The following is a 21,688-nucleotide window of genomic DNA, read 5'->3' as shown; positions in this document are numbered from 1 at the left end:
CCGGGGCGAGGAGGACAGGGCATGGTGCAGAAGGCCAAGATCCTCCTGGTCGACGACCGGCCGGAGAATCTGCTGGCGCTGGAGGCCATCCTCTCCGCGCTCGATCAGACACTGGTCCGGGCGTCGTCAGGGGAGGAAGCGCTCAAGGCGCTGCTGACGGACGACTTCGCGGTCATCCTGCTCGACGTGCAGATGCCGGGCATGGACGGGTTCGAGACGGCCGCGCACATCAAGCGGCGGGAGCGGACCCGGGACATCCCGATCATCTTCCTCACGGCGATCAACCACGGTCCGCACCACACCTTCCGCGGGTACGCGGCGGGCGCGGTGGACTACATCTCCAAGCCCTTCGACCCGTGGGTGCTGCGGGCCAAGGTCTCGGTGTTCGTCGAGCTGTATACGAAGAACTGCCAACTGCGCGAGCAGGCGGCGCTGCTGAGGCTCCAGCTGGAGGGCGGCGGCTCCACCGGCGCGGTGGACGGCTCCAAGGAGACGGCCGGCCTGCTGGCCGAGCTCTCCGCGCGGCTCGCCGCGGTGGAGGAGCAGGCGGAGGCGCTGACCAAGCAGCTCGGCGAAGAAGCGGCCGATCCCTCAGTGGTGGCCACCGCGGCGCACCTGGAGCGCAAGCTCACCGGGCTGCGGCGGGCGCTCGACGCGCTGGAGCCGGGGACGGGCGGCGGGGCTCCCGTGCTGCCCGCTCACGGCTGAGGTTCGCGGCTGGGTGAGGCTGCCGAGCCCGCTCGTGACCCGGGAGGGACGCGTGCGGGCCCGTTTGGCGGGCCGTCAGGTCTGGCGGAACGTCAGGGCGGGCCGTCGGTACGGGCCGAGCCCGCGGGCGTCTCCCACCCGAGACCCGGAACGACACGAACGGGTGAAGGGGTGGGCACGCGTGTCCACCGGCGCGCGCACCGGTAACCTCGGTCGCATGGCCTCAAGTACGTCCGGTAAGGGTTCCCAGAGCACGGCGGGCACCGCGAAGGGCCGCACCGGCCGTACGACGGCGCCGGCGAAGAAGGCTGCCCCAGCCCGCAAGCCGCCCGCCAAGAAGGCGGCGCCCGCCGCCAAGCGCGGCCCCGTCAAGAAGGTCGCGCCGAAGCCCGCGCCGTCCCCCACCGGGGGAGTCCTGCGGCTGGTGCGGGCCTTCTGGCTCGGCATCGCGCACGCGGTCGGCGCGATCTTCCGCGGCATCGGGCAGGGGGCGAAGAACCTCGACCCGGCCCACCGCAAGGACGGCCTCGCCCTGCTGCTGCTCGCGCTCGCGCTGATCGTCGCCGCCGGGACCTGGTCGAACCTGAGCGGGCCCGTCGGGGACCTGGTGACCATGCTGGTCACCGGCGCCTTCGGGCGGCTCGACCTGCTCGTGCCGGTCCTGCTCGGCGTCATGGCGGTACGTTTCATCCGCCATCCCGAACAGGCCGACGCCAACGGCCGCATCGGCATCGGGCTGTCGGCGCTGGTCGTCGGAGTCCTGGGGCTCGTGCACATCGCCTGCGGAGCCCCCGGGCGGGACGAGGGCACCACCGCCATGCAGAACGCCGGAGGGCTGATCGGCTGGGGCGCCTCGAAGCCGCTGATCTTCACCATGGGTGCGCCGCTGGCCGTGCCGATGCTGGTGCTGCTCACCGTGTTCGGGCTGCTGGTGGTGACCGCGACCCCCGTCAACGCGATCCCGCAGCGGCTGCGGAGCGCGGGGATCCGCCTCGGGGTCATCGCTCCGAACGAACACGACGCCGAGTACGCCGAGTACGGGGACTCCGCGAGCGCGGCCTCGGCCGCCGCGGACCGGCACGATGCCGAGCAGTGGCGGGCCCGCTCCGGCGCCGGCGGGCCGGGAGACCCGGCGGAGGCCGCCGAGGAGGAGGCGCTCGCCCGGCGGCGGCGCCCCCGGCGGGCCGCGGGCCGGCCCATGGACCGCGGGATGGACGCCGTCGACGTGGCCGCGGCGGCGGCCGCCGCGCTGGACGGGGTGGTGTACGGCGGGATGCCGCCCTCCCCGCTGGTCGCCGACCTCACCCAGGGCATCTCGGTGGAGCGCGAAGGTCGCGAAGGTTCGGAGATCACCGCTCCGGTTCCGGCGGCCCGGGAGGAGGGGCCGTCCCGCGAGGAGAAGGCCGCCCGCGAGGAGAAGCCCGTCGATGCCGCGGCCCCGCCGCACGACACCACGGCGGCGGCCTCCGGGACGCTGTCCGTTCCCGACCTGACCAAGACCCCGCCCCCGACCCAGGCGCTGCCGCCCCGCGCGGAGCAGCTCCAGCTGCGCGGGGACATCACGTACTCCCTGCCCTCGCTGGACCTGCTGGAGAAGGGCGGCCCGGGCAAGACCCGCAGCGCCGCGAACGACGCGGTCGTGGCCTCGCTGACGAACGTGTTCATGGAGTTCAAGGTCGACGCGAAGGTCACCGGTTTCACCCGGGGCCCGACGGTGACCCGCTACGAGGTGGAGCTCGGCCCGGCCGTGAAGGTCGAGCGGATCACGGCGCTGGCGAAGAACATCGCCTACGCCGTGGCCTCGCCCGACGTGCGCATCATCAGTCCGATTCCGGGCAAGTCGGCGGTCGGCATCGAGATCCCGAACACCGACCGCGAGATGGTCAACCTGGGGGACGTCCTGCGGCTGGCGGACGCCGCCGAGGACGACCACCCGATGCTGGTGGCGCTCGGCAAGGACGTCGAGGGCGGCTACGTCATGGCCAACCTGGCGAAGATGCCGCACGTCCTGGTCGCCGGAGCCACCGGTTCCGGAAAGTCCTCCTGCATCAACTGCCTGATCACCTCGGTGATGGTGCGGGCCACGCCGGAGGACGTCCGGATGGTGCTCGTGGACCCCAAGCGGGTGGAGCTGACGGCGTACGAGGGCATCCCGCACCTGATCACGCCGATCATCACCAACCCCAAGCGGGCCGCCGAGGCGCTGCAGTGGGTCGTGCGCGAGATGGACCTGCGCTACGACGACCTGGCCGCCTTCGGCTACCGGCACATCGACGACTTCAACCAGGCGATCCGCGACGGCAAGATCAAACTGCCGCCGGGCAGCGAGCGGGAGCTCAGCCCGTACCCGTACCTGCTGGTGATCGTCGACGAGCTCGCCGACCTGATGATGGTGGCCCCGCGCGACGTGGAGGACTCGATCGTCCGCATCACCCAGCTGGCCCGCGCGGCCGGCATCCACCTGGTGCTCGCGACCCAGCGGCCCTCGGTGGACGTGGTGACCGGTCTGATCAAGGCGAACGTGCCCTCGCGGCTCGCCTTCGCGACCTCCTCGCTCGCCGACAGCCGGGTCATCCTCGACCAGCCGGGTGCGGAGAAGCTCATCGGCAAAGGCGACGGGCTGTTCCTGCCCATGGGTGCGAACAAGCCGGTGCGGCTCCAGGGCGCCTTCGTCACCGAGGACGAGATCGCCGGGATCGTGCAGCACTGCAAGGACCAGATGGCCCCGGTCTTCCGCAACGACGTCACCGTCGGGCAGAAGCAGAAGAAGGAGATCGACGAGGAGATCGGCGACGACCTCGACCTGCTGTGCCAGGCGGCCGAGCTGGTGGTCTCCACGCAGTTCGGGTCCACCTCGATGCTCCAGCGCAAGCTGCGGGTCGGGTTCGCGAAGGCCGGGCGACTGATGGACCTGATGGAGTCCCGGGGGATCGTCGGACCGAGCGAGGGGTCGAAGGCGCGCGACGTGCTGCTGAAGGCCGACGAGCTCGACGGCGTGCTCGCCGTGATCCGCGGGGAGACTTCCGAGTAACGGGCAAAGGATCGGGGGCAACCGTTTCCCCCGGTCGTGTGTCTAGTTGAGGGAGTGGCGGTCCGTTCCGGGCCGCCGCACCGGGCGGGAGCCCCTTGGCCATTCGTATGGCGTAGGGAGGTGCCCCTCCGGTTGCTCCACCCTTTCGTCACCCCCCTAGACTGGACTTCCAGCAGGTGGCTACACGCTCGAAAGGCGCCCTCGTGTCCATCGGCAACGCCAACTCCCCCGAAGAAGAGCGGCCTTCGACCGACGACCGGTCCGAGGACCGCCTCGTCGAACGTTCCGTCGAAGAGCCGTCCATCGGGACGGCCCTCAAGAAGGCCCGGATCGCCGCCGGGCTGACTGTCGACGAGGTCAGTTCCACCACCCGCGTGCGCATTCCGATCGTGCACGCGATCGAATCCGACGATTTCACGCGCTGCGGCGGCGACGTCTATGCCCGCGGCCACATCCGTACGCTCGCCCGTGCCGTACGACTCGATCCGGAACCCCTGATCGACAGCTACGACGCGGCCCACGGCGGCCGGCCGGCACCCACCCCCGCCGCGCCGATGTTCGAAGCCGAGCGGATCCGCCCCGAACGGCAGCGGCCCAATTGGACCGCCGCCATGGTCGCCGCCATCGTCGCCGTGATCGGCTTCGTCGGCTTCACGGCCTTCGGCGGCGCCGACGAGAAGACCAAGCGGCCGGTGGCGGAAGGTTCCGCCGCCCCGAAGCCCGCACCCACCCCCAACGCGTCCAAGCCGTCGGTCCAGGCGCCGCCGGCGCCCACGGCTCCCAAGCCGGAGCCCTCGGACAGCGCCATCGCCGCCGCGCCCAAGGACCTCGTCACGGTCGTCCTGACGGCCAACGACGGCGAGAGCTGGATCTCGGCCAAGGACCACAGCGGCCGGCTCCTCTTCGACGGCACCCTCGAACAGGGTCAGTCGAAGACGTTCACGGACAAGGAGTCCATCGACCTGGTGCTCGGCGATGCCGGGGTCGTGAAGCTCTTCGTGAACGGCAAGGAGATCAAGGACGAGTTCCAGCCCGGACAGGTGGAACGTCTCACATACACCAAGGACGACCCCCGTCAGGGCCAGGCCCAGGCGGGCTGACCAGCAGGGCTGACCAGCAGGGAATAGAACGTTCCGGATCCTCGGGGTGGCGCGCCGCACCCCGGGGATCTTGTCGTCCGGGACGGGAGGCGGGGGCCGGTGCCGGGACGAAGTAGTCTTGAGTCCATGCCCGAACGCCGTACCGTCGCCCTTGTCACTCTTGGCTGCGCCCGTAACGAGGTGGACTCGGAGGAGCTCGCAGGCCGCTTGGCGGCGGATGGCTGGGAGCTCGTCGAGGACGCCGCCGATGCGGACGTAGCCGTCGTCAACACCTGCGGCTTTGTCGAAGCCGCCAAAAAGGACTCCGTAGACGCCCTGCTGGAGGCCAACGATCTCAAGGATCACGGCCGCACGCAGGCCGTCGTAGCCGTCGGCTGTATGGCCGAGCGCTACGGCAAGGAACTCGCCGAAGCGCTCCCCGAGGCCGACGGAGTACTCGGCTTCGACGACTACGCCGACATCTCCGACCGCCTCCAGACCATCCTCAACGGCGGCATCCACGCCTCCCACACCCCGCGCGACCGGCGCAAGCTGCTGCCGATCAGCCCGGCCCAGCGCCAGGACGCCGACGTGGCGCTCCCCGGCCACGCCCAGTCGACGCCCGTCGAGGAGCCGGCAGCCGCCCCCGCGGACCTGCCTGAGGGCGTCGCGCCCGCCTCCGGTCCGCGTGCGCCGCTGCGCCGCCGCCTGGACAAGAGCCCGGTCGCCTCGGTCAAGCTCGCCTCCGGCTGCGACCGGCGCTGCTCCTTCTGCGCCATCCCGTCCTTCCGCGGCTCCTTCATCTCCCGCCGCCCCAGCGACGTGCTGGGCGAGACGCGCTGGCTCGCGGAGCAGGGCGTCAAGGAGATCATGCTGGTCTCCGAGAACAACACCTCGTACGGCAAGGACCTGGGCGACATCCGCCTGCTGGAGACCCTGCTGCCCGAGCTGGCCGAGGTGGACGGCATCGAGCGCGTCCGCGTCAGCTACCTCCAGCCCGCCGAGATGCGGCCCGGCCTGATCGACGTACTCACCTCGACCCCCAAGGTCGTCCCGTACTTCGACCTCTCCTTCCAGCACTCGGCCCCCGACGTGCTGCGCGCCATGCGCCGCTTCGGTGACACCGACCGCTTCCTGGAGCTGCTGGACACCATCCGCAGCAAGGCCCCGACGGCCGGCGTCCGGTCCAACTTCATCGTCGGCTTCCCCGGCGAGAAGGAGTCCGACTTCGCCGAGCTGGAGCGCTTCCTCACCAGCGCGCGGCTCGACGCCATCGGCGTCTTCGGCTACTCCGACGAGGACGGCACCGAGGCCGTCACCTACGAGAACAAGCTGGACGCCGACACCATCGCCGAGCGCCTCGCCCACATGCAGCGCCTCGCCGAGGAGCTCACCTCGCAGCGCGCGGAGGAGCGGATCGGAGAGACGCTGGAGGTACTCGTCGAGACGGTCGTCCCGATCGACGAGGCGGAGGACGGCGAGGGCGCCTACGGGCGAGCGGCCCACCAGGCGCCCGAGACCGACGGCCAGGTCGTCTTCACCGACGGCGCGGGCCTGGTCCCGGGGCGTATCGTCACCGCGAAGGTGGTCGGCACCCTGGGTGTGGACCTCGTGGCGGAGCCCCTGGGCGTGGATCTTGAGGAGGCGGCCGGATGACCGGAGCCCCGGCATCTGCGGCGGGCGGGACCGGCCGCCGGCCCGCGCCCGGCGCGAAGCTGGGCGCCGCGGCGGTCAATCAGGCCAGCCTGTGGAACATCGCCAACATCCTGACGATGATCCGGCTGGTCCTGGTGCCGGGATTCGTGATGCTGCTGCTCGCCGACGGGGGCTACGACCCCGTCTGGCGGGCGCTGGCGTGGGCGGCGTTCGCCGTCGCCATGATCACCGACATCTTCGACGGGCATCTGGCCCGTACGTACAACCTGGTCACCGACTTCGGCAAGATCGCCGACCCCATCGCCGACAAGGCGATCATGGGGTCGGCATTGGTGTGTCTGTCCTGGCTCGGCGATCTGCCCTGGTGGGTCACCGGGGTGATCCTGGGCCGGGAACTCGGGATCACGCTCATGCGTTTCTGGGTCATCAGGTACGGAGTGATTCCGGCGAGCCGGGGCGGGAAGCTGAAGACCCTGGCCCAGGGCACGGCCGTGGGCATGTACGTGCTCGCGCTGACCGGGCCGCTGGCGACCCTGCGGTTCTGGGTGATGGCGGTCGCCGTCGTCCTGACCGTCGTCACCGGATTGGACTACATCCGGCAGGCCGTCGTGCTCCGGCGCAAGGGGCTCGCCGCGGAGCGTGCCGCGCGGTGAACCTGCCGGGGGATGGCGCGGGGCCGCAAGAGACGGGTGGATCTTCGGTGACCGGTGAAGCGCTGCGGAATGCGGCCGGGTCCGCCGGGGCCGGTGGGGTGGTTGCGGCCGAGGTACTGAGACTCCTTGCGGAGAGTAACGATACGGTTGCGGTCGCGGAGTCACTGACCGGCGGCATGGTCGCCGCGGAGCTCACGGCCGTCCCCGGCGCCTCCAAGTCTTTCCGCGGGTCGGTCACGGCGTACGCGACCGAGCTGAAGCACCGGGTGCTGGGCGTGGACGCCGGGCTGCTCGAGGCCGAAGGTGCGGTGAACCCGCAGGTCGCGGAGGAGATGGCGGCCGGAGTGCGTCGTGTGCTCGGCGCCTCCTGGGGCATCGCGACCACCGGGGTGGCCGGTCCGGAACCGCAGGACGGGCAGCCGGTGGGCACCGTTTTCATCGCCGTCGCGGGTCCCGGGGGCAGGAAAACGGCCCGGCTGAGGTTGAAAGGCTCCCGCGCGGAAATCCGTAGGGAGAGTGCACGGACAGTGCTCGAGCTGCTCGCGAGCGAACTCCGCGAGAATCTGCGGGGGCAGGATACGGAACAGGACGGGGGGATTTGATGTTTGCAGCCCTGAGTGAACACGACATCGCTCCCCGCACGGCCGCCGCGCGAGGCGGTACGGTGGGGCGTGAAGGTTACGGCTACACGGTCAGAGGAGGGAGCCACCGATGATTCTGCTCCGTCGCCTGCTGGGTGACGTGCTGCGTCGGCAGCGCCAGCGCCAGGGCCGTACTCTGCGCGAAGTCTCCTCGTCCGCCCGAGTTTCGCTCGGCTATCTCTCCGAGGTGGAGCGGGGGCAGAAGGAGGCATCTTCCGAGCTGCTCTCCGCGATCTGCGACGCGCTTGACGTACGGATGTCAGAGCTGATGCGGGAAGTCAGCGACGAGCTTTCGCTCGCCGAGCTGGCTCAGTCCGCCGCGGCGAGCGAACCAGTGTCCGCACCGGTCCGCCCGATGCTCAATTCGGTATCCGTGGCCTCGGTCACGGGTGGCCCGGAACGGGTGACCATCAAGGCACCCGTGGAAGCGGTGAATGTCGTAGCCGCGTGATGCGTGCGTGAGCGAATGCCTGCGTGCGTGTCCGTGAGTGTGCGTGTGCGTGTGCGTGCGTGCTGAGCGTATGAGTGTGGCCGGAGCCCCGGCCGGTGCCCTTGGGTGCCGGGCGGGGCTTCTTGCCGTTCCGGGTGCGGGTGGTTCCGGTGCGGGCACGGGCGCGGGCGCGGGTGCCGTTCCGGTGGGTGCAGGGTGCCGTTCCCGTGGCGGCGCGAGGGGGTGCGGGTGGGGGCGGGGTGCGGGAGGATGGGCCCGTTCGGGTCTCCGGCCCCTGGAGGTGGCCGTGCGGCGGTTGCTGGGTATACCCGTGGGTCTGGCCCTCGCGCTGTCGGTGGGCGTCCTGTGGTGGTGGGCCGTGCTGCGGCTCGTGCTGGCGCCGGGCGAGGTCGGGCCGGTGGAGGGTGCGGTCGCCGTCGGGGGGTGGGGGCTGGGGCTGCTGCCGGTGCACTGTGTGCCGGGGCCGGTGGGCGGACGTCGTCGCCGTGGGGCGGCGGGTGGTCGTGGGTCGGCGGATGGTCGTGGTGCGGCAGGTGGTCGTGGTGCGGCAGGTGGTCTTCGCGACGGGGGAGCCGGGGGCGGCGGCGGAGCCGCGGGCAACGGCGGGGAGCGGGCCGGTGCCGGATCGGTGGCGGTCGGGGAGCCGGGGGCGGTGCCGTCCGGGGGTGGGGAGCCGGGTGGCGGGTCGTCCGGGGCTTGGTGATCTTGGGCCTGACCGTCGGGTGACGGGCGGCGGGTGGTTCATTACCAAGGCATGGAGACTCCTCCGTTCGGGCGAAGGATCTGGCCCGTCATGAAGGAAGAGGCGTCCGAGGCGAGGTAGAGCACTGCCTGGGCTATGTCCTCGGGCTCGCCCACGCGGCGTAGCGGGGACATCCGCGTCATCATCGCTTCCGTCTGCTCCTGGACCTCGGGGCTGTGCCGGCCGGTCATCGGGGTGCGGATCCAGCCGGGCGCGACCGCGTTGACGCGGATGCCGTGCGGGCCGGCCTCGGTGGCGAGGGTCTTGGTCAGCTGGACGACGGCGGCCTTGGCGGCGCTGTAGCAGAGCAGACCGGGCTGGGCGGCGTCCACGGCGCCGGAGGCCATGGTGATGATCGAACCGGGCCGGCCGGCCGCGATCATGGCGCGGGCCGCCTCCTGGCAGGTGTGCAGCACCCCCTTGAAGTTGATGTCCAGGACCCGGTCGAGGTCCTCGTCGGACGTCTCCAGGACGCTGCTGCTGTGCATGACCCCGGCGATCGCGGCGGTGATGTCGAGCGGGCCGGCCTGTGCGATCGCCGCCTTGATCGCGGCGCGGTCGGTCACGTCCAGGGGGTGGGCTGTGGCCCGGCCGCCGGCCTTGGTGATCAGTTCGACCGTCTCCTGGAGGCCGTGGGCATCGCGGTCCGCGCAGTGCACGGCGGCTCCGGCCTCGGCGAGGAGTACGGCGGTGGCCCGGCCGATGCCGCTGGCGGCGCCGGTGATCAGAGCGGTGCGGCCGGTGAGTTCGTACGCGCTGGGTGTAGGCATGCGGGGACGGTACGACCGGATCTGACGGGGCGTCAACTAAGGCGTCGGGCCGGATTGGCAACGGGGACACCAGTACGTGGGGCGGTCGTCCTGCGGAGCCTCGCGGACGGGGGTGCCGCAGCGCAGGCAGGGGCGGTGGGCGCGGCCGTAGACGAACAGGTCCTGGCCGGGGCGGAGGCTGCCGGTGGTGTTGCGGCGGCGGGCCTTGTTCGCGTCCAGGAGCCGGTGCGCGGCGGCGGCGAGGCGGGGGAGCGTGCTGGGTGGCAGATCGCCCACCGGGGTCCAGGGGGTGACCTGGGCGAGGAAGCAGAGCTCGGCCTTGTAGACGTTGCCGATGCCGGCCAGGTTGCGCTGGTCGAGGAGGGCTTCGCCCAGAGGGCGGGCGGGGGCGGTGAGGAGGTTCGCGGCGGCGGTGGCCTCGTCCCAGTCGGGACCGAGGAGGTCGGGGCCGAGGTGGCCGACGGCGCGGCGCTCGTCGGCGGTGCGGAGCAGTTCGACGACGGGGAGGCGGTAGCCGACGGCGGTGTGGTCGGCGGTGGCGAGGATGACGCGGATTTCGTGGGCGGGGCCGGGTGGGCGGGGTGGGGTGGTGGCGGCGGTGGTGGTGCCGGTGCCGGTGGTGCCCGTGGTGGCGGTGGTGCCCCTGGTGGGGAGGATGCGCCAGGTGCCGTCCATGCGGAGGTGGGTGTGCAGGGTGAGGCGGGGGTGGGGGGTGGCTCCTGGGGCGGTGCCGGGTCCTGCCTCCGTGGCGGGTGCCGCCGAGGGGCCGAAGCGGATGAGGAGGTGCTTGCCGCGGGGGACGACTTCCAGGGTGGTGAAGCCCGTGAGGTCTGCGGTGGCGAAGCGGGGGACGCGGAGGTCGGAGCGGGTGAGTTGCTTGCCCGCTAGGGCTTCGCGGAGCCGGGCCGCGGTGCGGTAGACGGTGTCGCCTTCGGGCATGCGTTCATTCTCCTGCGGAGTCGGGCTCGCGGCGTGCGGCCGGGGCTCCGCTGCGCGGTGCTTGCTCCCCGCCCCGCCCTTCCTCCGTTCCCCGGGGCTGCGCCCCGGACCCGCCCTGGGGCTGTGCCCCGGACCCGCCCTGGGGCTGTGCCCCGGACCCGCCCTGGGGCTGCGCCCCGGACCCGCCCTGGGGCTGTGCCCCGGACCCGCCCTGGGGCTGTGCCCCGGACCCGCCCTGGGGCTGCGCCCCGGACCCGCCCTGGGGCTGCGCCTCGGACCCGCCTTGGGGCTGTGCCCCGGATCCGCCTTGGGGCTGCCTTGGAGTTGTGCCCCGGGCCCGTGCCTTGGGGCTGCGCCCTGGACCGCCCTGCGGCTGTGCCCCGGACCCGGGCCTGCCTCTGGACTCGCCCTGGGGCTGGGCCCCGTTCCCGGGCCTGCCCCCGGGTCCGCTCTGGGCTGTGCCCGGAGCGGTTCTGGGCCTGCGGTCTGATGCGTTGCCGGATCTGCCCCCGGGGCCCGTTGCCGGGGCTGCGCCCGGACCAGTTGCCGGATCTGCCCCCGCCCCCCGCCCCCCGCCTCCCTGCGGGCCTGTCCCGAGGCCCGCCCGGGTCTGCGTGCGGACCACTTGCCGGGGCTGCGGCCGGGCCCGTTTCCGGGCCTGCCCTGGACCCGCCTCTGGTCCGTGTCCGGGCCCGTTCCTGGGCCTGCGGCCGGTCCGTTCCTGGGCCTGCGGCCGGTCCGGCCCTGGGCCTGCGTCCAGACCCGCCCCGGGCCTGCGCTCAGAGCCGCCCTGGGCCTGTACTGGATCTCTCCCGGGGCCCCCGTTCCCGCGTCCGTCCTTGGATCTGCTTGCGGGGGCGTCTCGGGCTGGGCGGGAGGTGGGGCTTCGGGGGTGTGTCGTGGGGCCTTGCTTCTGGGGCGGGGAAGGGGGCTCGGGCCGTGGGGCGGGTTGGTTGGGGGTTAGTGGCGGAGGCGGAGGCCTTGGGGGGTGGCGTGGAAGCCGGTGGCTTCTGTGGGTGGGGCGTAGGGGGAGGTGAGGGACGGGGCGGCGTTGATGCGTTCCACCGTGAGGGTGGGGAGGGTGCCGTTGCGGGAGGCCGTGGTGAGGGCCGTCAGGGCTGCTGTGAGGCGGGGGTCTTCCGGGTCGGGCCAGGCGAGGAGGGTTTTGCCGCCGCGCTCCAGGTAGAGGGTGAGTTCGCCGTCGACCAGGACGACCAGGGAACCCGCCTTGCGGCCCGGCTTGTGGGTGGCTCCGGTCGGGGGCTCCGGCCAGGGGAGGGCCGCGCCGTAGGCGTTCGCCGGGTCGGCGGCTGCCAGGACCACTGCGGCGAGTGGGGGCGGGGTGCGCTCGGCCGCGCGGAGGCGGTCGACCGCGCCGTCCATGGCGAACTGGGCCGCGCCCAGACCTTCGACCACGTAGCCCCTGCGGGCCTGGCCGCTGTCCTCGAAGGCCGAGAGGACGCGGTAGACCGCGCTGAAGCCGCCTTCCACGCCTTCGGCGGCCACCGCGCCCCGGGTCACCACCCCGTGGCGGTCCAGCAGGGTGCGGGCCAGGGCGTGTGCGCGGTGCGTCGGGTCGGGGGCGTGGACCGGGAGCAGGGACCAGCGGCCCGACACCGTGGGCGGGCCCGTACGGGAGGCGGGGCCGGTGAGGGTGCCGTAGCGGCCGCGGGGGATCGTACGGCGGGCACGGTGGGCGGTGGCGCCCGCCGTGCGGCCCGAGCCGAGGAGGGAGCGCAGGGGGGCCAGGGTGTCGTTGGTCAGGCGGCCCGACCAGGCCAGGTCCCAGACGGCGGAGGAGAGGTCCGCGTCCGAGGCATCCGGGTGCAGGGAGCGGGCCCGGTCCGCGAGCTGGCGGAAGAACAGGCCGTAGCCGCCGGAGAGGGCGGAGAGGACCGCTTCGTGGAGCGGGGTGAGCTCCAGGGGGTGGGGCTGGGGGACGAGGAGGGGGGCCGCCTCCGCGAGGTAGAGGGAGATCCAGCCGTCCTTGCCCGGCAGGGCGCCCGCGCCGGCCCAGACGACCTCGCCGGTGGTGGTGAGCTCGTCCAGCAGGGTCGGGGAGTAGTCCGCCACGCGGGAAGGGAGGATCAGGCGTTCGAGGGCGGAGGCGGGAACCGCGGCGCCCTGGAGCTGTTCGATCGCGCGGGCCAGGCCGTCGATGCCGCGCAGGGCTTTGCCGACGTGCTGCCACTGGGGGAGGAAGGTGGCCAGGGAGGCGGGCGGGACCGGTTCCAGTTCCTGGCGCAGGGCGGCGAGGGAGCGGCGCCGCAGCCGTCGCAGAACCGTGGCGTCGCACCATTCCTGGCCGATGCCCGCCGGGTGGAACTCGCCCTGCACCACCCGCCCGGCCGCCGCGAGCCGGTGCAGCGCACCGTCCGTCACGGCCGTGCCCAGCCCGAAGCGGGCGGCGGCGGTGACCGTGGTGAAGGGGCCGTGGGTGCGGGCGTACCGGGCCAGGAGGTCGCCGAGGGGGTCCTGCACCGGCTCGGTGAACGCCTCCGGGACGCCCACCGGGAGCGCCGTGCCCAGCGCGTCGCGCAGCCGGCCGGCGTCCTCGATGGCAGCCCAGTGGTCCTCGCCGGCGATCCGGACCCGGATCGCCCGGCGGGAGGCGGCGAGGGACGGCGCCCACTCCGCCTCCGCCCCGCGGGCGGCCAGGTCCGCCGGGGTGAGCGGGCCCAGCAGGCGCAGCAGGTCGGCCACCGACTCGGCGTCCTTGGCCCGCCGGTCCTGGGTCAGCCACTGGAGCTCCCGCTCCAGCTCCGTCAGCACCTCCGCGTCGAGCAGTTCGCGGAGCTCGGCCTGGCCGAGCAGCTCGGCCAGCAGCCGGGAGTCCAGCGACAGCGCGGCCGCCCTGCGCTCGGCGAGGGGCGAGTCGCCCTCGTAGAGGAACTGGGCGACGTACCCGAAGAGGAGGGAGCGGGCGAAGGGGGAGGGCTCGGGCGTCGTGACCTCGACGAGGCGGACCCGGCGTGCCTCGATGTCTCCCATCAGCTCGGTCAGGCCCGGCACGTCGAAGACGTCCTGCAGGCATTCCCGGACGGCTTCCAGCACGATCGGGAACGAACCGAACTCGGAGGCCACCTGGAGCAGTTGCGAGGCGCGCTGGCGCTGCTGCCACAGGGGGGTGCGCTTGCCGGGATTGCGGCGCGGGAGGAGCAGGGCGCGGGCCGCGCACTCGCGGAAGCGGGAGGCGAACAGGGCGGAGCCGCCCACCTGGTCGGTGACGATCTGCTGGACGTCCCCGTGGTCGAAGGCGACGTCCGCCGCGCCCAGCGGGGGTTTGTCGTCGTCGAAGTCGAAGGAGGAGTTGTTCCCTGCCGGGTCGTGGTCCAGTAGGTCCAGGTCCATGTTCAGCAGGTCCGCGTCCGGGAGGCGGAGCACGATGCCGTCGTCGGCGTGCATGACCTGCGCGTCCATCCCGTACCGCTCGGAGAGGCGGGCGCCGAGCGCCAGCGCCCAGGGGGCGTGTACCTGGGCGCCGAACGGGGAGTGGACGACGACCCGCCAGTCGCCGAGCTCGTCGCGGAACCGCTCGACGACGATGGTCCGGTCGTCCGGTACGTGGCCGCAGGCCTCGCGCTGTTCGGCGAGGTAGGACAGGACGTTCTCGGCGGCCCAGGCGTCCAGGCCCGCCGCCAGCAGGCGCAGTCGGGCGTCCTCGGCGGTCAGGCCGCCGAGCTCGCGCAGGAACGCGCCGACCGCGCGGCCCAGTTCCAGCGGACGGCCCAGCTGGTCGCCCTTCCAGAACGGGAGGCGGCCCGGGACCCCGGGGGCGGGCGTGACCAGGACGCGGTCGCGGGTGATGTCCACGATCCGCCACGAGGTGGTGCCGAGGGTGAAGACGTCGCCGACGCGGGACTCGTAGACCATCTCCTCGTCGAGCTCGCCGACCCGGCCGCCGCCCTTCTTCGGGTCCGACCCGGCCAGGAACACGCCGAAGAGCCCGCGGTCCGGGATGGTCCCGCCGGAGGTGACCGCGAGCCGCTGGGCGCCGGGCCGGCCGGTGATCGTACCGGCGACGCGGTCCCACACCACCCGGGGCCTGAGCTCGGCGAACGCGTCCGAGGGATAGCGGCCGGCCAGCATGTCCAGCACCGCCGTGAAGGCCGAGTCGGGCAGCGCCGCGAAGGGGGCCGCCCGGCGCACCAGGGCGAGCAGGTCGTCGAGCTGCCAGGTGTCCATCGCGGTCATCGCGACGAGCTGCTGGGCCAGGACGTCCAGCGGGTTGGAGGGGATCCGCAGGGACTCGATCGAGCCCGTGCGCATCCGCTCGGTGACCACGGCCGCCTGGACGAGGTCGCCCCGGTACTTGGGGAAGACGACCCCGGTGGAGACCGCGCCCACCTGGTGCCCGGCCCGGCCCACCCGCTGCAGCCCGGAGGCCACCGACGGCGGGGACTCCACCTGGATGACGAGGTCCACGGCGCCCATGTCGATGCCGAGCTCCAGGCTGGAGGTGGCGACCACGGCGGGCAGCCGCCCCGCCTTCAAGTCCTCCTCCACCAGTGCCCGCTGCTCCTTGGACACCGAGCCGTGGTGGGCGCGGGCCATCAGCGGCGGGGCACCCTGGGCGGCGCCCGACTGGGCCATGATCTCGGCCGGGGGCGGGCCCTCGGGCAGCGGGCCGCCCACGGCACGCTCGTACGCGATCTCGTTGAGCCGGTTGCACAGGCGCTCGGCGAGGCGGCGGGAGTTGGCGAACACGATGGTGGACCGGTGGGCCTGGACCAGATCGGCGATCCGCTCCTCCACGTGCGGCCAGATGGAGGGCTTGTCGCCGCCCTCCTTGCCCTCGGTGGCGGGGGAGCCGCCCAACTCGCCCATGTCCTCGACCGGGACGACCACCGACAGGTCGAACTCCTTGGTCGAGGGCGGCTGGACGATCTCCACCTTGCCGCGCGGAGCGAGGTAGCGGGCCACCTCCTCCACCGGGCGGACCGTCGCCGACAGGCCGATCCGGCGCGCGGGGCGGGGCAGCAGCTCGTCCAACCGCTCCAGGGACAGCGCGAGATGGGCGCCGCGCTTGGTGCCGGCGACCGCGTGCACCTCGTCCAGGATCACCGTCTCGATCCCGGACAGGGCCTCGCGGGCGGCCGAGGTCAGCATCAGGAACAGCGACTCGGGCGTGGTGATCAGGATGTCCGGCGGCCGGGTCACCAACGCGCGCCGCTCGGCCGGCGGGGTGTCGCCGGAGCGGATCCCGACCCGGATCTCGGGCTCGGGCAGGCCGAGGCGCACCGATTCCTGCCGGATACCGGTCAGCGGGCTGCGGAGGTTGCGCTCCACGTCCACCGCCAGGGCCTTCAGGGGCGAGATGTACAGCACCCGGCAGCGCTTCTTCGGATCCGCCGGGGGCGGGGTCGAGGCGAGCTGGTCGAGGGCGGCGAGGAAGGCGGCCAGCGTCTTGCCGGAGCCGGTGGGGGCCACCACCAGCACGTCCGAGCCCGCACCGATGGCCCGCCAGGCGCCCTCCTGGGCGGCGGTGGGCGAGACGAAGGCCCCCGTGAACCAGGAACGGGTCGCGGGGGAGAACGAGTCGAGCGCAGTACCGGACATGCCCCCATCGTGCACCCGCCCACTGACAACCGGCCGGACCTGTGGAAACACCCTGGACGGGCCGGGCGCAGAATGGGGGGATGGGGACCGGGACCGGAGCGGACGAGGGCCGCCGGGAGTGGGCGCGGCACTGGCAGTACGCGGAACTGCCCGGGCTGGACCTGCTGCGTGCCCACTACGTGCGCCACACCTTCCCGCGCCACGCCCACGACGGGTACGTCATCGCGGCCGTCACCGGCGGCATCGAGGAGATCGGCCTGCCCGGAGACACGCTGCGCGCCGGGCCCGGCAGCGTGGTCCTGATCAACCCCGAGGTCCCGCACACCGCCCGCGCCGGGGTCCCCGAGGGCTGGGCCTACGCCACCCTCTACCCCTCCCGTGCGCTGATCACCGAGGTCGCCACCGAGATCGGGACCCTGCGCGGGACCCCCGGCTTCACCGCCGCCATGGTCGCCGACCCGCAGGCCTCGCGGGCCATCGCCGAGGTCCACCGCGCCGCCGAGGCCGGGAACGCGCTGGCCGCCGACACCCTGCTGCGCGGGGTGGTGGCCCGGATGCTGACCCGGCACGCCGGGCCGCTGCCCGTCCGTACGGCGGGCCGCGCGGGCGCCGCCGACGCGGAGCGGGCCCGGGCCGTACTGGAGGACCGGATGGGGGAGCCCCCGTCCCTGGAGCAGCTCGCGGCGGAGCTGGGGACCAGCCCCTTCGCCCTGCTGCGCGCCTTCCGGGACCGGTACGGCATGCCCCCGCACACCTGGCTGACCGACGCCCGGGTCCGGCGGGCACGCCGGCTGCTCGACGCGGGGATCCCCCCGGCGGAGGCGGCCGCCACCGTCGGCTTCACCGACCAGCCGCACCTGAACCGGCACTTCACCCGCATCGTGGGGGTGCCCCCGGGGGCGTACCGGCGGGGGCGGGCGGCCGGTTAGGGTCCGGATCATGGACACGGGTGAGCTGCCGGCCGGCCGGCGTGCCCGGCGCGGGTGCAAGAACGTACAAGACCGGGATGGCGGGGCCACGTAATTTTCGGGGCGTGGGAGAACAGAGGATGGTCATACGAGAAGGACCCGATCGGGAGGTACCCGGCGGGGCGCCCGCGGTGGACAAGCCGCGCGCCGCCGTGGTCCGGGACGCGCTCGGTGTCGGAGTGGCGGTCGGTCTGTCGGGGTTCGCCTTCGGGGTGACCGCCGCCGGGTCCGGGGTCAGCACCCTCCAGGCGTGCGTGCTGAGCCTGCTGGTGTTCACCGGGGCCTCGCAGTTCGCGCTGGTCGGAGCCCTGGCCGCCGGCGGGAATCCGTTCACGGCCGCCGCCGGGGCCTTCTTCCTCGGGACCCGCAACGCCTTCTACGGGCTGCGGCTGTCCCAGCTGCTCGCGCTGCCCAAGGGCGTGCGCCCGTTCGCCGCGCACTGGGTGATCGACGAGACCACCGCCGTGGCCCTGGCCCAGCCCGACCGGAAGTCCGCGCGGCTCGGGTTCACCGTGACCGGGCTGAGCCTCTACGCCCTGTGGAACCTCACCACCCTGCTCGGCGCGCTCGGCGCCGAGGCCATCGGGGACACCAGGGCGTGGGGGCTGGACGCCGCCGGGCCCGCCGTGTTCCTCGCGCTGCTCGCGCCGATGCTGAAGACCGGCACCGAGCGGGCCGTCGCCGGGCTCGCCCTCGTCCTCGGGCTGGGCCTGCTGCCCGTACTGCCCGCCGGGGTGCCCGTGCTGATCGCGGCGCTGGCCGCGCCGATCGTGCTGTGGATGAAGGGACGCCGGCCGTGAACGTCTGGATCGCCATCGGGATCACCGTCGTCGGCTGCTACGGCGTGAAGCTCGCCGGACTGCTCGTCCCCGCCGGAGCCCTGGAGCGGCCCGCGGTGCGCAAGCTCGCCGCGCTCCTGCCGGTCGCGCTGCTCGCCGCGCTCACCGCGCAGCAGACCTTCGCCACCGGCCAGGAACTCGTGCTCGACGCACGCGCGGCCGGGCTCGCGGCCGCCGCGGTCGCGCTGGTGTTGCGGGCCCCGTTCCTCGTCGTGGTCGCGGCGGCCGTCGCCGTCACCGCGGGGCTGCGGGCCCTGGGAGGCTAGGGCCGGGGAGCCGGCCGTACGCGCGCAGGGTCAGCAGCGCCTCCAGCGTGGCGATCGGGCGCCGCTCCAGCGAGCTGCCCGGCGCCCACGCGCCGCGGTGCACCGGCCAGCCGCCGTCCGGCTGCTGCAGGCCGGCCAGGAAGCGCAGCGAGCCGTACAGCTCCGCGTCCGTGAACCAGCCGCGGGCGAGGGACTCCGGGCGGCGGGCGAAGTCGTACGGGTACAGGTGCTCGTCCGGCGCGCGGCCGGGGACCGGCGGGTACGCGTCCTGCCGCGCGGGGTCCAGTACGACGAGCCGATCGTCGCGGACGAGGCGCCCCAGCCGGTCGGCGGCCGCCGCGGCCCGGGACCGGTCGGGCACCCCGTCGAGGAAGGCCACCGCGCCCTGGACCTCGTACGGGTTCCAGTGGCGCAGGTTCTCCACCCGGTCCCAGCAGAAGTCCGTGGCCCGGAACAGCCACGCGTGCCACACCCGGTTGCGGTGCAGGATCCCCACGACGGGGCCGGTGGCCAGCAGGTCGCCCGGCGGATCGTCCTGCAGCGGGTGGTAGGGGGCCGCCGGATAGCCGCCGGAGGCCGGAGCGGTCGCCGGAAGCGCCCCGTCCGGGGTGGAGACCCGGGCCAGGTGGGCGCAGAGCCGCTCGATGCGCTGTCCGGCGCAGCGGCCCAGGCCGTCCAGGACGCGCAGGGCGTGGGCGGTGTGCAGCGGGTGGCTCAGCGGGCCGCGCAGATCCGGGTCGAGGGCGTGGCCGTAGCCGCCGTCGCCGCCGAGGTGGGCGCCGAGGGCCGCATCGACCGGGTCCGCGTCCCCGCCGAGGAAGTGGAACGCGAACCGCCGCTGCTCCAGCACGCGGGCCGTGAGCCAGATGAACTGCTCGGCGCGGGCCAGTGCGCTCGTCGCCGTCGGCGCGCTCGGCGCGGTCGTTGCGGTCGTCGCCGCCGGGGCGCACGCTTCGTCTCCAGGCATGCCAGGAACCGTAGGGGCCCGGACTGCGCCGACGTGGCCCGAACGGGGCGGGGCCACTCTCCGGGGCGGGATACTGGAGGCATGCGGTTGACGATTTTCTGGGAGCGGATGGCCGAGCACTTCGGTGCGGGCTACGCGGACTCCTTCGCGCGGGACCACGTCATGACGGAGCTCGGGGGACGCACCGTCCACGAGGCGCTGGACGCGGGCTGGGAGACCAAGGACGTGTGGCGCGCGGTGTGTTCGGCCGTGGACGTGCCGGCCTCGCTGCGCTAGCAGGGCATGGGCAGGGCCCGGGCGGGGCGACCCGCGCGCGGGCCGGCGGCCGGACCGGGCGAGGCTCGGGCGAGCGCTGCGCGGGTGGGCACGAGCGACCGCTTCGCGGTACGCGGCGCCCGTGGGACAGACTGGCGGCGTGGCAGCCACCGAAGAGACGACCGACCAGCCCGAAGGCCCCCGGCGCGCTCATCCGCCCGGCCCGGCGACCCCGGTGGACGCGGGAGAACCCTCGGCAGGGGTTCCCCGGGCGGGGGACCCGGGAGCGCCGGTCCCCGCCGAGGGCACGGCGGCGGACGCCCGGATGCCGCGCTGGCTGCCGCGCGCGGTGCTCCTCGTCCTTGCCCTGGTGGCCTGCTTCCAGCTGGGCAGCTGGGCCTTCCACCAGCTCATCGGGCTGCTCGTCAACATCCTGATCGCGTTCTTCCTCGCGCTCGCGATAGAACCGGCCGTGGCCCGGATGGCGGCCCGCGGCATGCGCCGCGGGCTCGCCACCTTCCTGGTGTTCCTCGGGGTGTTCGTCGCGGCCGTCGGATTCGTCGTCCTGCTCGGCTCGGTCCTCGCCGCGCAGATCATCGACCTGGTGGAAGGCTTCCCCGGCTATCTCGACTCGCTGATCGGCTCGATCAACGACACCTTCCACACGGACCTGTCCCGGCTGGACATCCAGGACAGCCTGCTGCACTCCGACTGGCTGCAGAAGTACGTGCAGAACAGCGCGAGCGGCGTGCTCGACGTGTCCGCCACCGTGCTCGGCGGACTGTTCAAGCTGCTGACGATCGGTCTGTTCTCCTTCTACTTCGCCGCCGACGGGCCGCGACTGCGCCGCGCGCTGTGCTCCGTACTCCCGCCCAGGAAGCAGGCGGAGGTGCTGCGGGCGTGGGAGATCGCCGTCACCAAGACGGGCGGATACCTCTACTCGCGCGGGCTGATGGCGCTGATCTCCGGGATCGCGCACTACATCGTCCTCGCGGTGCTGGGCGTGCCGTACGCGCCCGCGCTCGCGGTGTGGGTGGGGCTGGTGTCGCAGTTCATCCCCACCATCGGCACCTACCTGGCGGGTGCGCTGCCGATGCTGCTCGCCTTCACGGTCAACCCCTGGTACGCGCTGTACGTCCTCGGATTCGTGGTGGTGTACCAGCAGTTCGAGAACTACGTGCTCCAGCCGAAGCTGACGTCGAAGACGGTGGACATCCACCCGGCGGTGGCCTTCGGATCGGTCATCGCGGGCACCGCCCTGCTGGGCGCGGTCGGGGCGCTCATCGCGATCCCGGCCGTCGCCACGATGCAGGCCTTCCTCGGCGCGTACGTGAAGCGGTACGCGCTGACGGGCGACGCGGACGCCTCTACTTCCCGGCCTCGTCCGCGGAGGCGAGTACGGCTGCCAGGGCGTCGTTGACCCAGTTCTCGACGGCGTCCTTGTCCACGCCGAGGCCGCTGAGCGTTCCCGTTCCGTTCTCCAGCTCCAGGAGCGCGAGCAGGACGTGCTCGGTGCCCACGTAGTTGTGGCCGAGGCGCAGGGCCTCGCGGAAGGTGAGCTCCAGGGCCTTCTTCGCGGAGGCGTCGAAGGGGACCAGGGCGGGGAGCTCCGCCGCGGCCGGGGGCAGGCCGGCGGTCGCGGCGGCGCGCACGTCGTCGGCCGTGACGCCCTGGTCGGCGATGGCGTGGGCGGCGAGGCCGTCGGGTTCGGCGAGCAGGCCGAGGACGAGGTGCTCGGTGCGGATCTCGGTGTTGCTCGCGGCGCGGGCCTCGTTCTGCGCGGTCACGACCACGTTGCGGGCGCGGGGCGTGAAGCGGCCGAAGCCCTGGCTCGGGTCGAGCCCGGGGTCACCCTCCTTGTCGGCCTTGGGCACGAAGCGCTTCTGGGCGGCCTGGCGGGTGACGCCCATGCTGCGGCCGATGTCGGTCCAGGAGGCGCCGGAGCGGCGGGCCTGGTCGACGAAGTGGCCGATGAGGTGGTCGGCGACGTCCCCGAGGGCCTCGGCGGCGACGACTGCGCCGCTGAGCTGCTCCAGGGTGTCGGTGTGGACCTTCTTGATGGCCTCGATGAGGTCGTCGAGGCGTACCGGATTGGTCATGCGAACGGGTTCCACCGAAGGGTTCGTCATGAGGCAACCCTAGGTTGACAGTCGAAGGGGCGTCA

General features: G+C 73.3%; 17 protein-coding genes. 12 read left to right on the top strand and 5 right to left on the bottom strand.

Annotated features, from left to right (window positions below; translation table 11 throughout):
* Window positions 1-21: 21 nt before the first annotated feature.
* The 7 genes from ACE1OC_RS11570 (at window position 22) to ACE1OC_RS11540 (ending at window position 8,219) form a co-directional block, all read left to right on the top strand.
* On the top strand, window positions 22-708 hold the full coding sequence (locus ACE1OC_RS11570; protein WP_407836965.1) for a response regulator: 687 nt from the start codon (window positions 22-24) through the stop codon (window positions 706-708).
* A gap of 217 nt (window positions 709-925) precedes the next feature.
* Window positions 926-3,739, top strand: a complete 2,814-nt coding sequence (locus ACE1OC_RS11565) for an FtsK/SpoIIIE family DNA translocase (RefSeq protein ID WP_407836964.1) — start codon at window positions 926-928, stop codon at window positions 3,737-3,739.
* Between the two features lie 203 nt (window positions 3,740-3,942).
* A complete protein-coding gene (locus tag ACE1OC_RS11560; RefSeq protein WP_250751758.1) occupies window positions 3,943-4,839 on the top strand; it encodes a helix-turn-helix domain-containing protein in 897 nt (298 codons plus the stop codon).
* Window positions 4,840-4,965: 126 nt separating this feature from the next.
* Window positions 4,966-6,474: a 30S ribosomal protein S12 methylthiotransferase RimO gene (gene rimO / locus ACE1OC_RS11555; RefSeq protein ID WP_407836963.1), complete on the top strand. Its 1,509-nt coding sequence runs from the start codon at window positions 4,966-4,968 to the stop codon at window positions 6,472-6,474.
* On the top strand, window positions 6,471-7,127 hold the full coding sequence (gene pgsA / locus ACE1OC_RS11550; RefSeq protein ID WP_250751772.1) for a CDP-diacylglycerol--glycerol-3-phosphate 3-phosphatidyltransferase: 657 nt from the start codon (window positions 6,471-6,473) through the stop codon (window positions 7,125-7,127). Before rimO ends, pgsA begins: the two co-directional genes overlap by 4 nt.
* A 47-nt stretch (window positions 7,128-7,174) precedes the next feature.
* Window positions 7,175-7,729 carry a CinA family protein gene (locus ACE1OC_RS11545; protein ID WP_407836962.1) on the top strand — a complete coding sequence of 185 codons (555 nt, stop codon included), beginning with the start codon at window positions 7,175-7,177 and terminating at the stop codon, window positions 7,727-7,729.
* Window positions 7,730-7,838: 109 nt separating this feature from the next.
* Entirely contained in the window at window positions 7,839-8,219 is a 381-nt protein-coding gene (locus ACE1OC_RS11540) for a helix-turn-helix domain-containing protein (RefSeq protein WP_112451800.1), read from the top strand.
* Between the two features lie 744 nt (window positions 8,220-8,963).
* On the opposite strand, the gene ACE1OC_RS11535 is transcribed toward ACE1OC_RS11540, so the two are convergent.
* From ACE1OC_RS11535 to ACE1OC_RS11525, 3 genes are all read right to left on the bottom strand, one after another.
* Complete coding sequence (locus ACE1OC_RS11535) at window positions 8,964-9,731, bottom strand: SDR family NAD(P)-dependent oxidoreductase (RefSeq protein ID WP_407836961.1); 768 nt, start codon at window positions 9,729-9,731, stop codon at window positions 8,964-8,966.
* Between the two features lie 36 nt (window positions 9,732-9,767).
* Window positions 9,768-10,670, bottom strand: coding sequence for a DNA-formamidopyrimidine glycosylase family protein (locus ACE1OC_RS11530; RefSeq protein ID WP_407836960.1), 903 nt, complete (start codon window positions 10,668-10,670; stop codon window positions 9,768-9,770).
* A gap of 960 nt (window positions 10,671-11,630) precedes the next feature.
* Window positions 11,631-16,229 (bottom strand): ATP-dependent helicase, encoded by a 4,599-nt coding sequence (locus tag ACE1OC_RS11525; protein WP_407836959.1) that lies wholly within the window; start codon window positions 16,227-16,229, stop codon window positions 11,631-11,633.
* A gap of 80 nt (window positions 16,230-16,309) precedes the next feature.
* On the opposite strand from ACE1OC_RS11525, the gene ACE1OC_RS11520 reads away from it, so the two are divergent.
* The 3 genes from ACE1OC_RS11520 to ACE1OC_RS11510 all read left to right on the top strand — a co-directional run bounded on the left by ACE1OC_RS11520 (window position 16,310) and on the right by ACE1OC_RS11510 (window position 18,302).
* Window positions 16,310-17,158, top strand: coding sequence for an AraC family transcriptional regulator (locus ACE1OC_RS11520; protein ID WP_407836958.1), 849 nt, complete (start codon window positions 16,310-16,312; stop codon window positions 17,156-17,158).
* Between the two features lie 119 nt (window positions 17,159-17,277).
* Window positions 17,278-17,997 carry an AzlC family ABC transporter permease gene (locus ACE1OC_RS11515; RefSeq protein WP_351383885.1) on the top strand — a complete coding sequence of 240 codons (720 nt, stop codon included), beginning with the start codon at window positions 17,278-17,280 and terminating at the stop codon, window positions 17,995-17,997.
* Window positions 17,994-18,302 (top strand): AzlD domain-containing protein, encoded by a 309-nt coding sequence (locus ACE1OC_RS11510; protein WP_407836957.1) that lies wholly within the window; start codon window positions 17,994-17,996, stop codon window positions 18,300-18,302. The genes ACE1OC_RS11515 and ACE1OC_RS11510 overlap by 4 nt, the downstream gene beginning before the upstream one ends.
* Here the strand turns inward: ACE1OC_RS11510 and ACE1OC_RS11505 are convergent.
* A complete protein-coding gene (locus tag ACE1OC_RS11505) occupies window positions 18,271-19,269 on the bottom strand; it encodes a hypothetical protein (RefSeq protein ID WP_407836956.1) in 999 nt (332 codons plus the stop codon). The genes ACE1OC_RS11510 and ACE1OC_RS11505 overlap by 32 nt on opposite strands.
* An 81-nt stretch (window positions 19,270-19,350) precedes the next feature.
* Here ACE1OC_RS11505 and ACE1OC_RS11500 point away from each other — a divergent pair, with 81 nt between their 5' ends.
* Both ACE1OC_RS11500 and ACE1OC_RS11495 read left to right on the top strand, forming a co-directional pair.
* Complete coding sequence (locus tag ACE1OC_RS11500; RefSeq protein WP_254386113.1) at window positions 19,351-19,545, top strand: DUF3046 domain-containing protein; 195 nt, start codon at window positions 19,351-19,353, stop codon at window positions 19,543-19,545.
* A 304-nt stretch (window positions 19,546-19,849) separates the two neighbouring features.
* A complete protein-coding gene (locus tag ACE1OC_RS11495; RefSeq protein WP_407841535.1) occupies window positions 19,850-20,944 on the top strand; it encodes an AI-2E family transporter in 1,095 nt (364 codons plus the stop codon).
* Here ACE1OC_RS11495 and ACE1OC_RS11490 read toward each other — a convergent pair.
* Complete coding sequence (locus tag ACE1OC_RS11490; RefSeq protein ID WP_407836955.1) at window positions 20,892-21,653, bottom strand: Clp protease N-terminal domain-containing protein; 762 nt, start codon at window positions 21,651-21,653, stop codon at window positions 20,892-20,894. The two genes, ACE1OC_RS11495 and ACE1OC_RS11490, sit on opposite strands and share 53 nt — an antisense overlap.
* Window positions 21,654-21,688: the final 35 nt, after the last annotated feature.

The sequence above is a fragment of the Streptomyces stoeckheimensis genome (assembly GCF_045822005.1).
GTDB lineage: Bacteria > Actinomycetota > Actinomycetes > Streptomycetales > Streptomycetaceae > Streptomyces > Streptomyces stoeckheimensis.
Note: the sequence above shows the minus strand (reverse complement) of the source record. Positions and strands in the feature narration are given on the sequence as shown.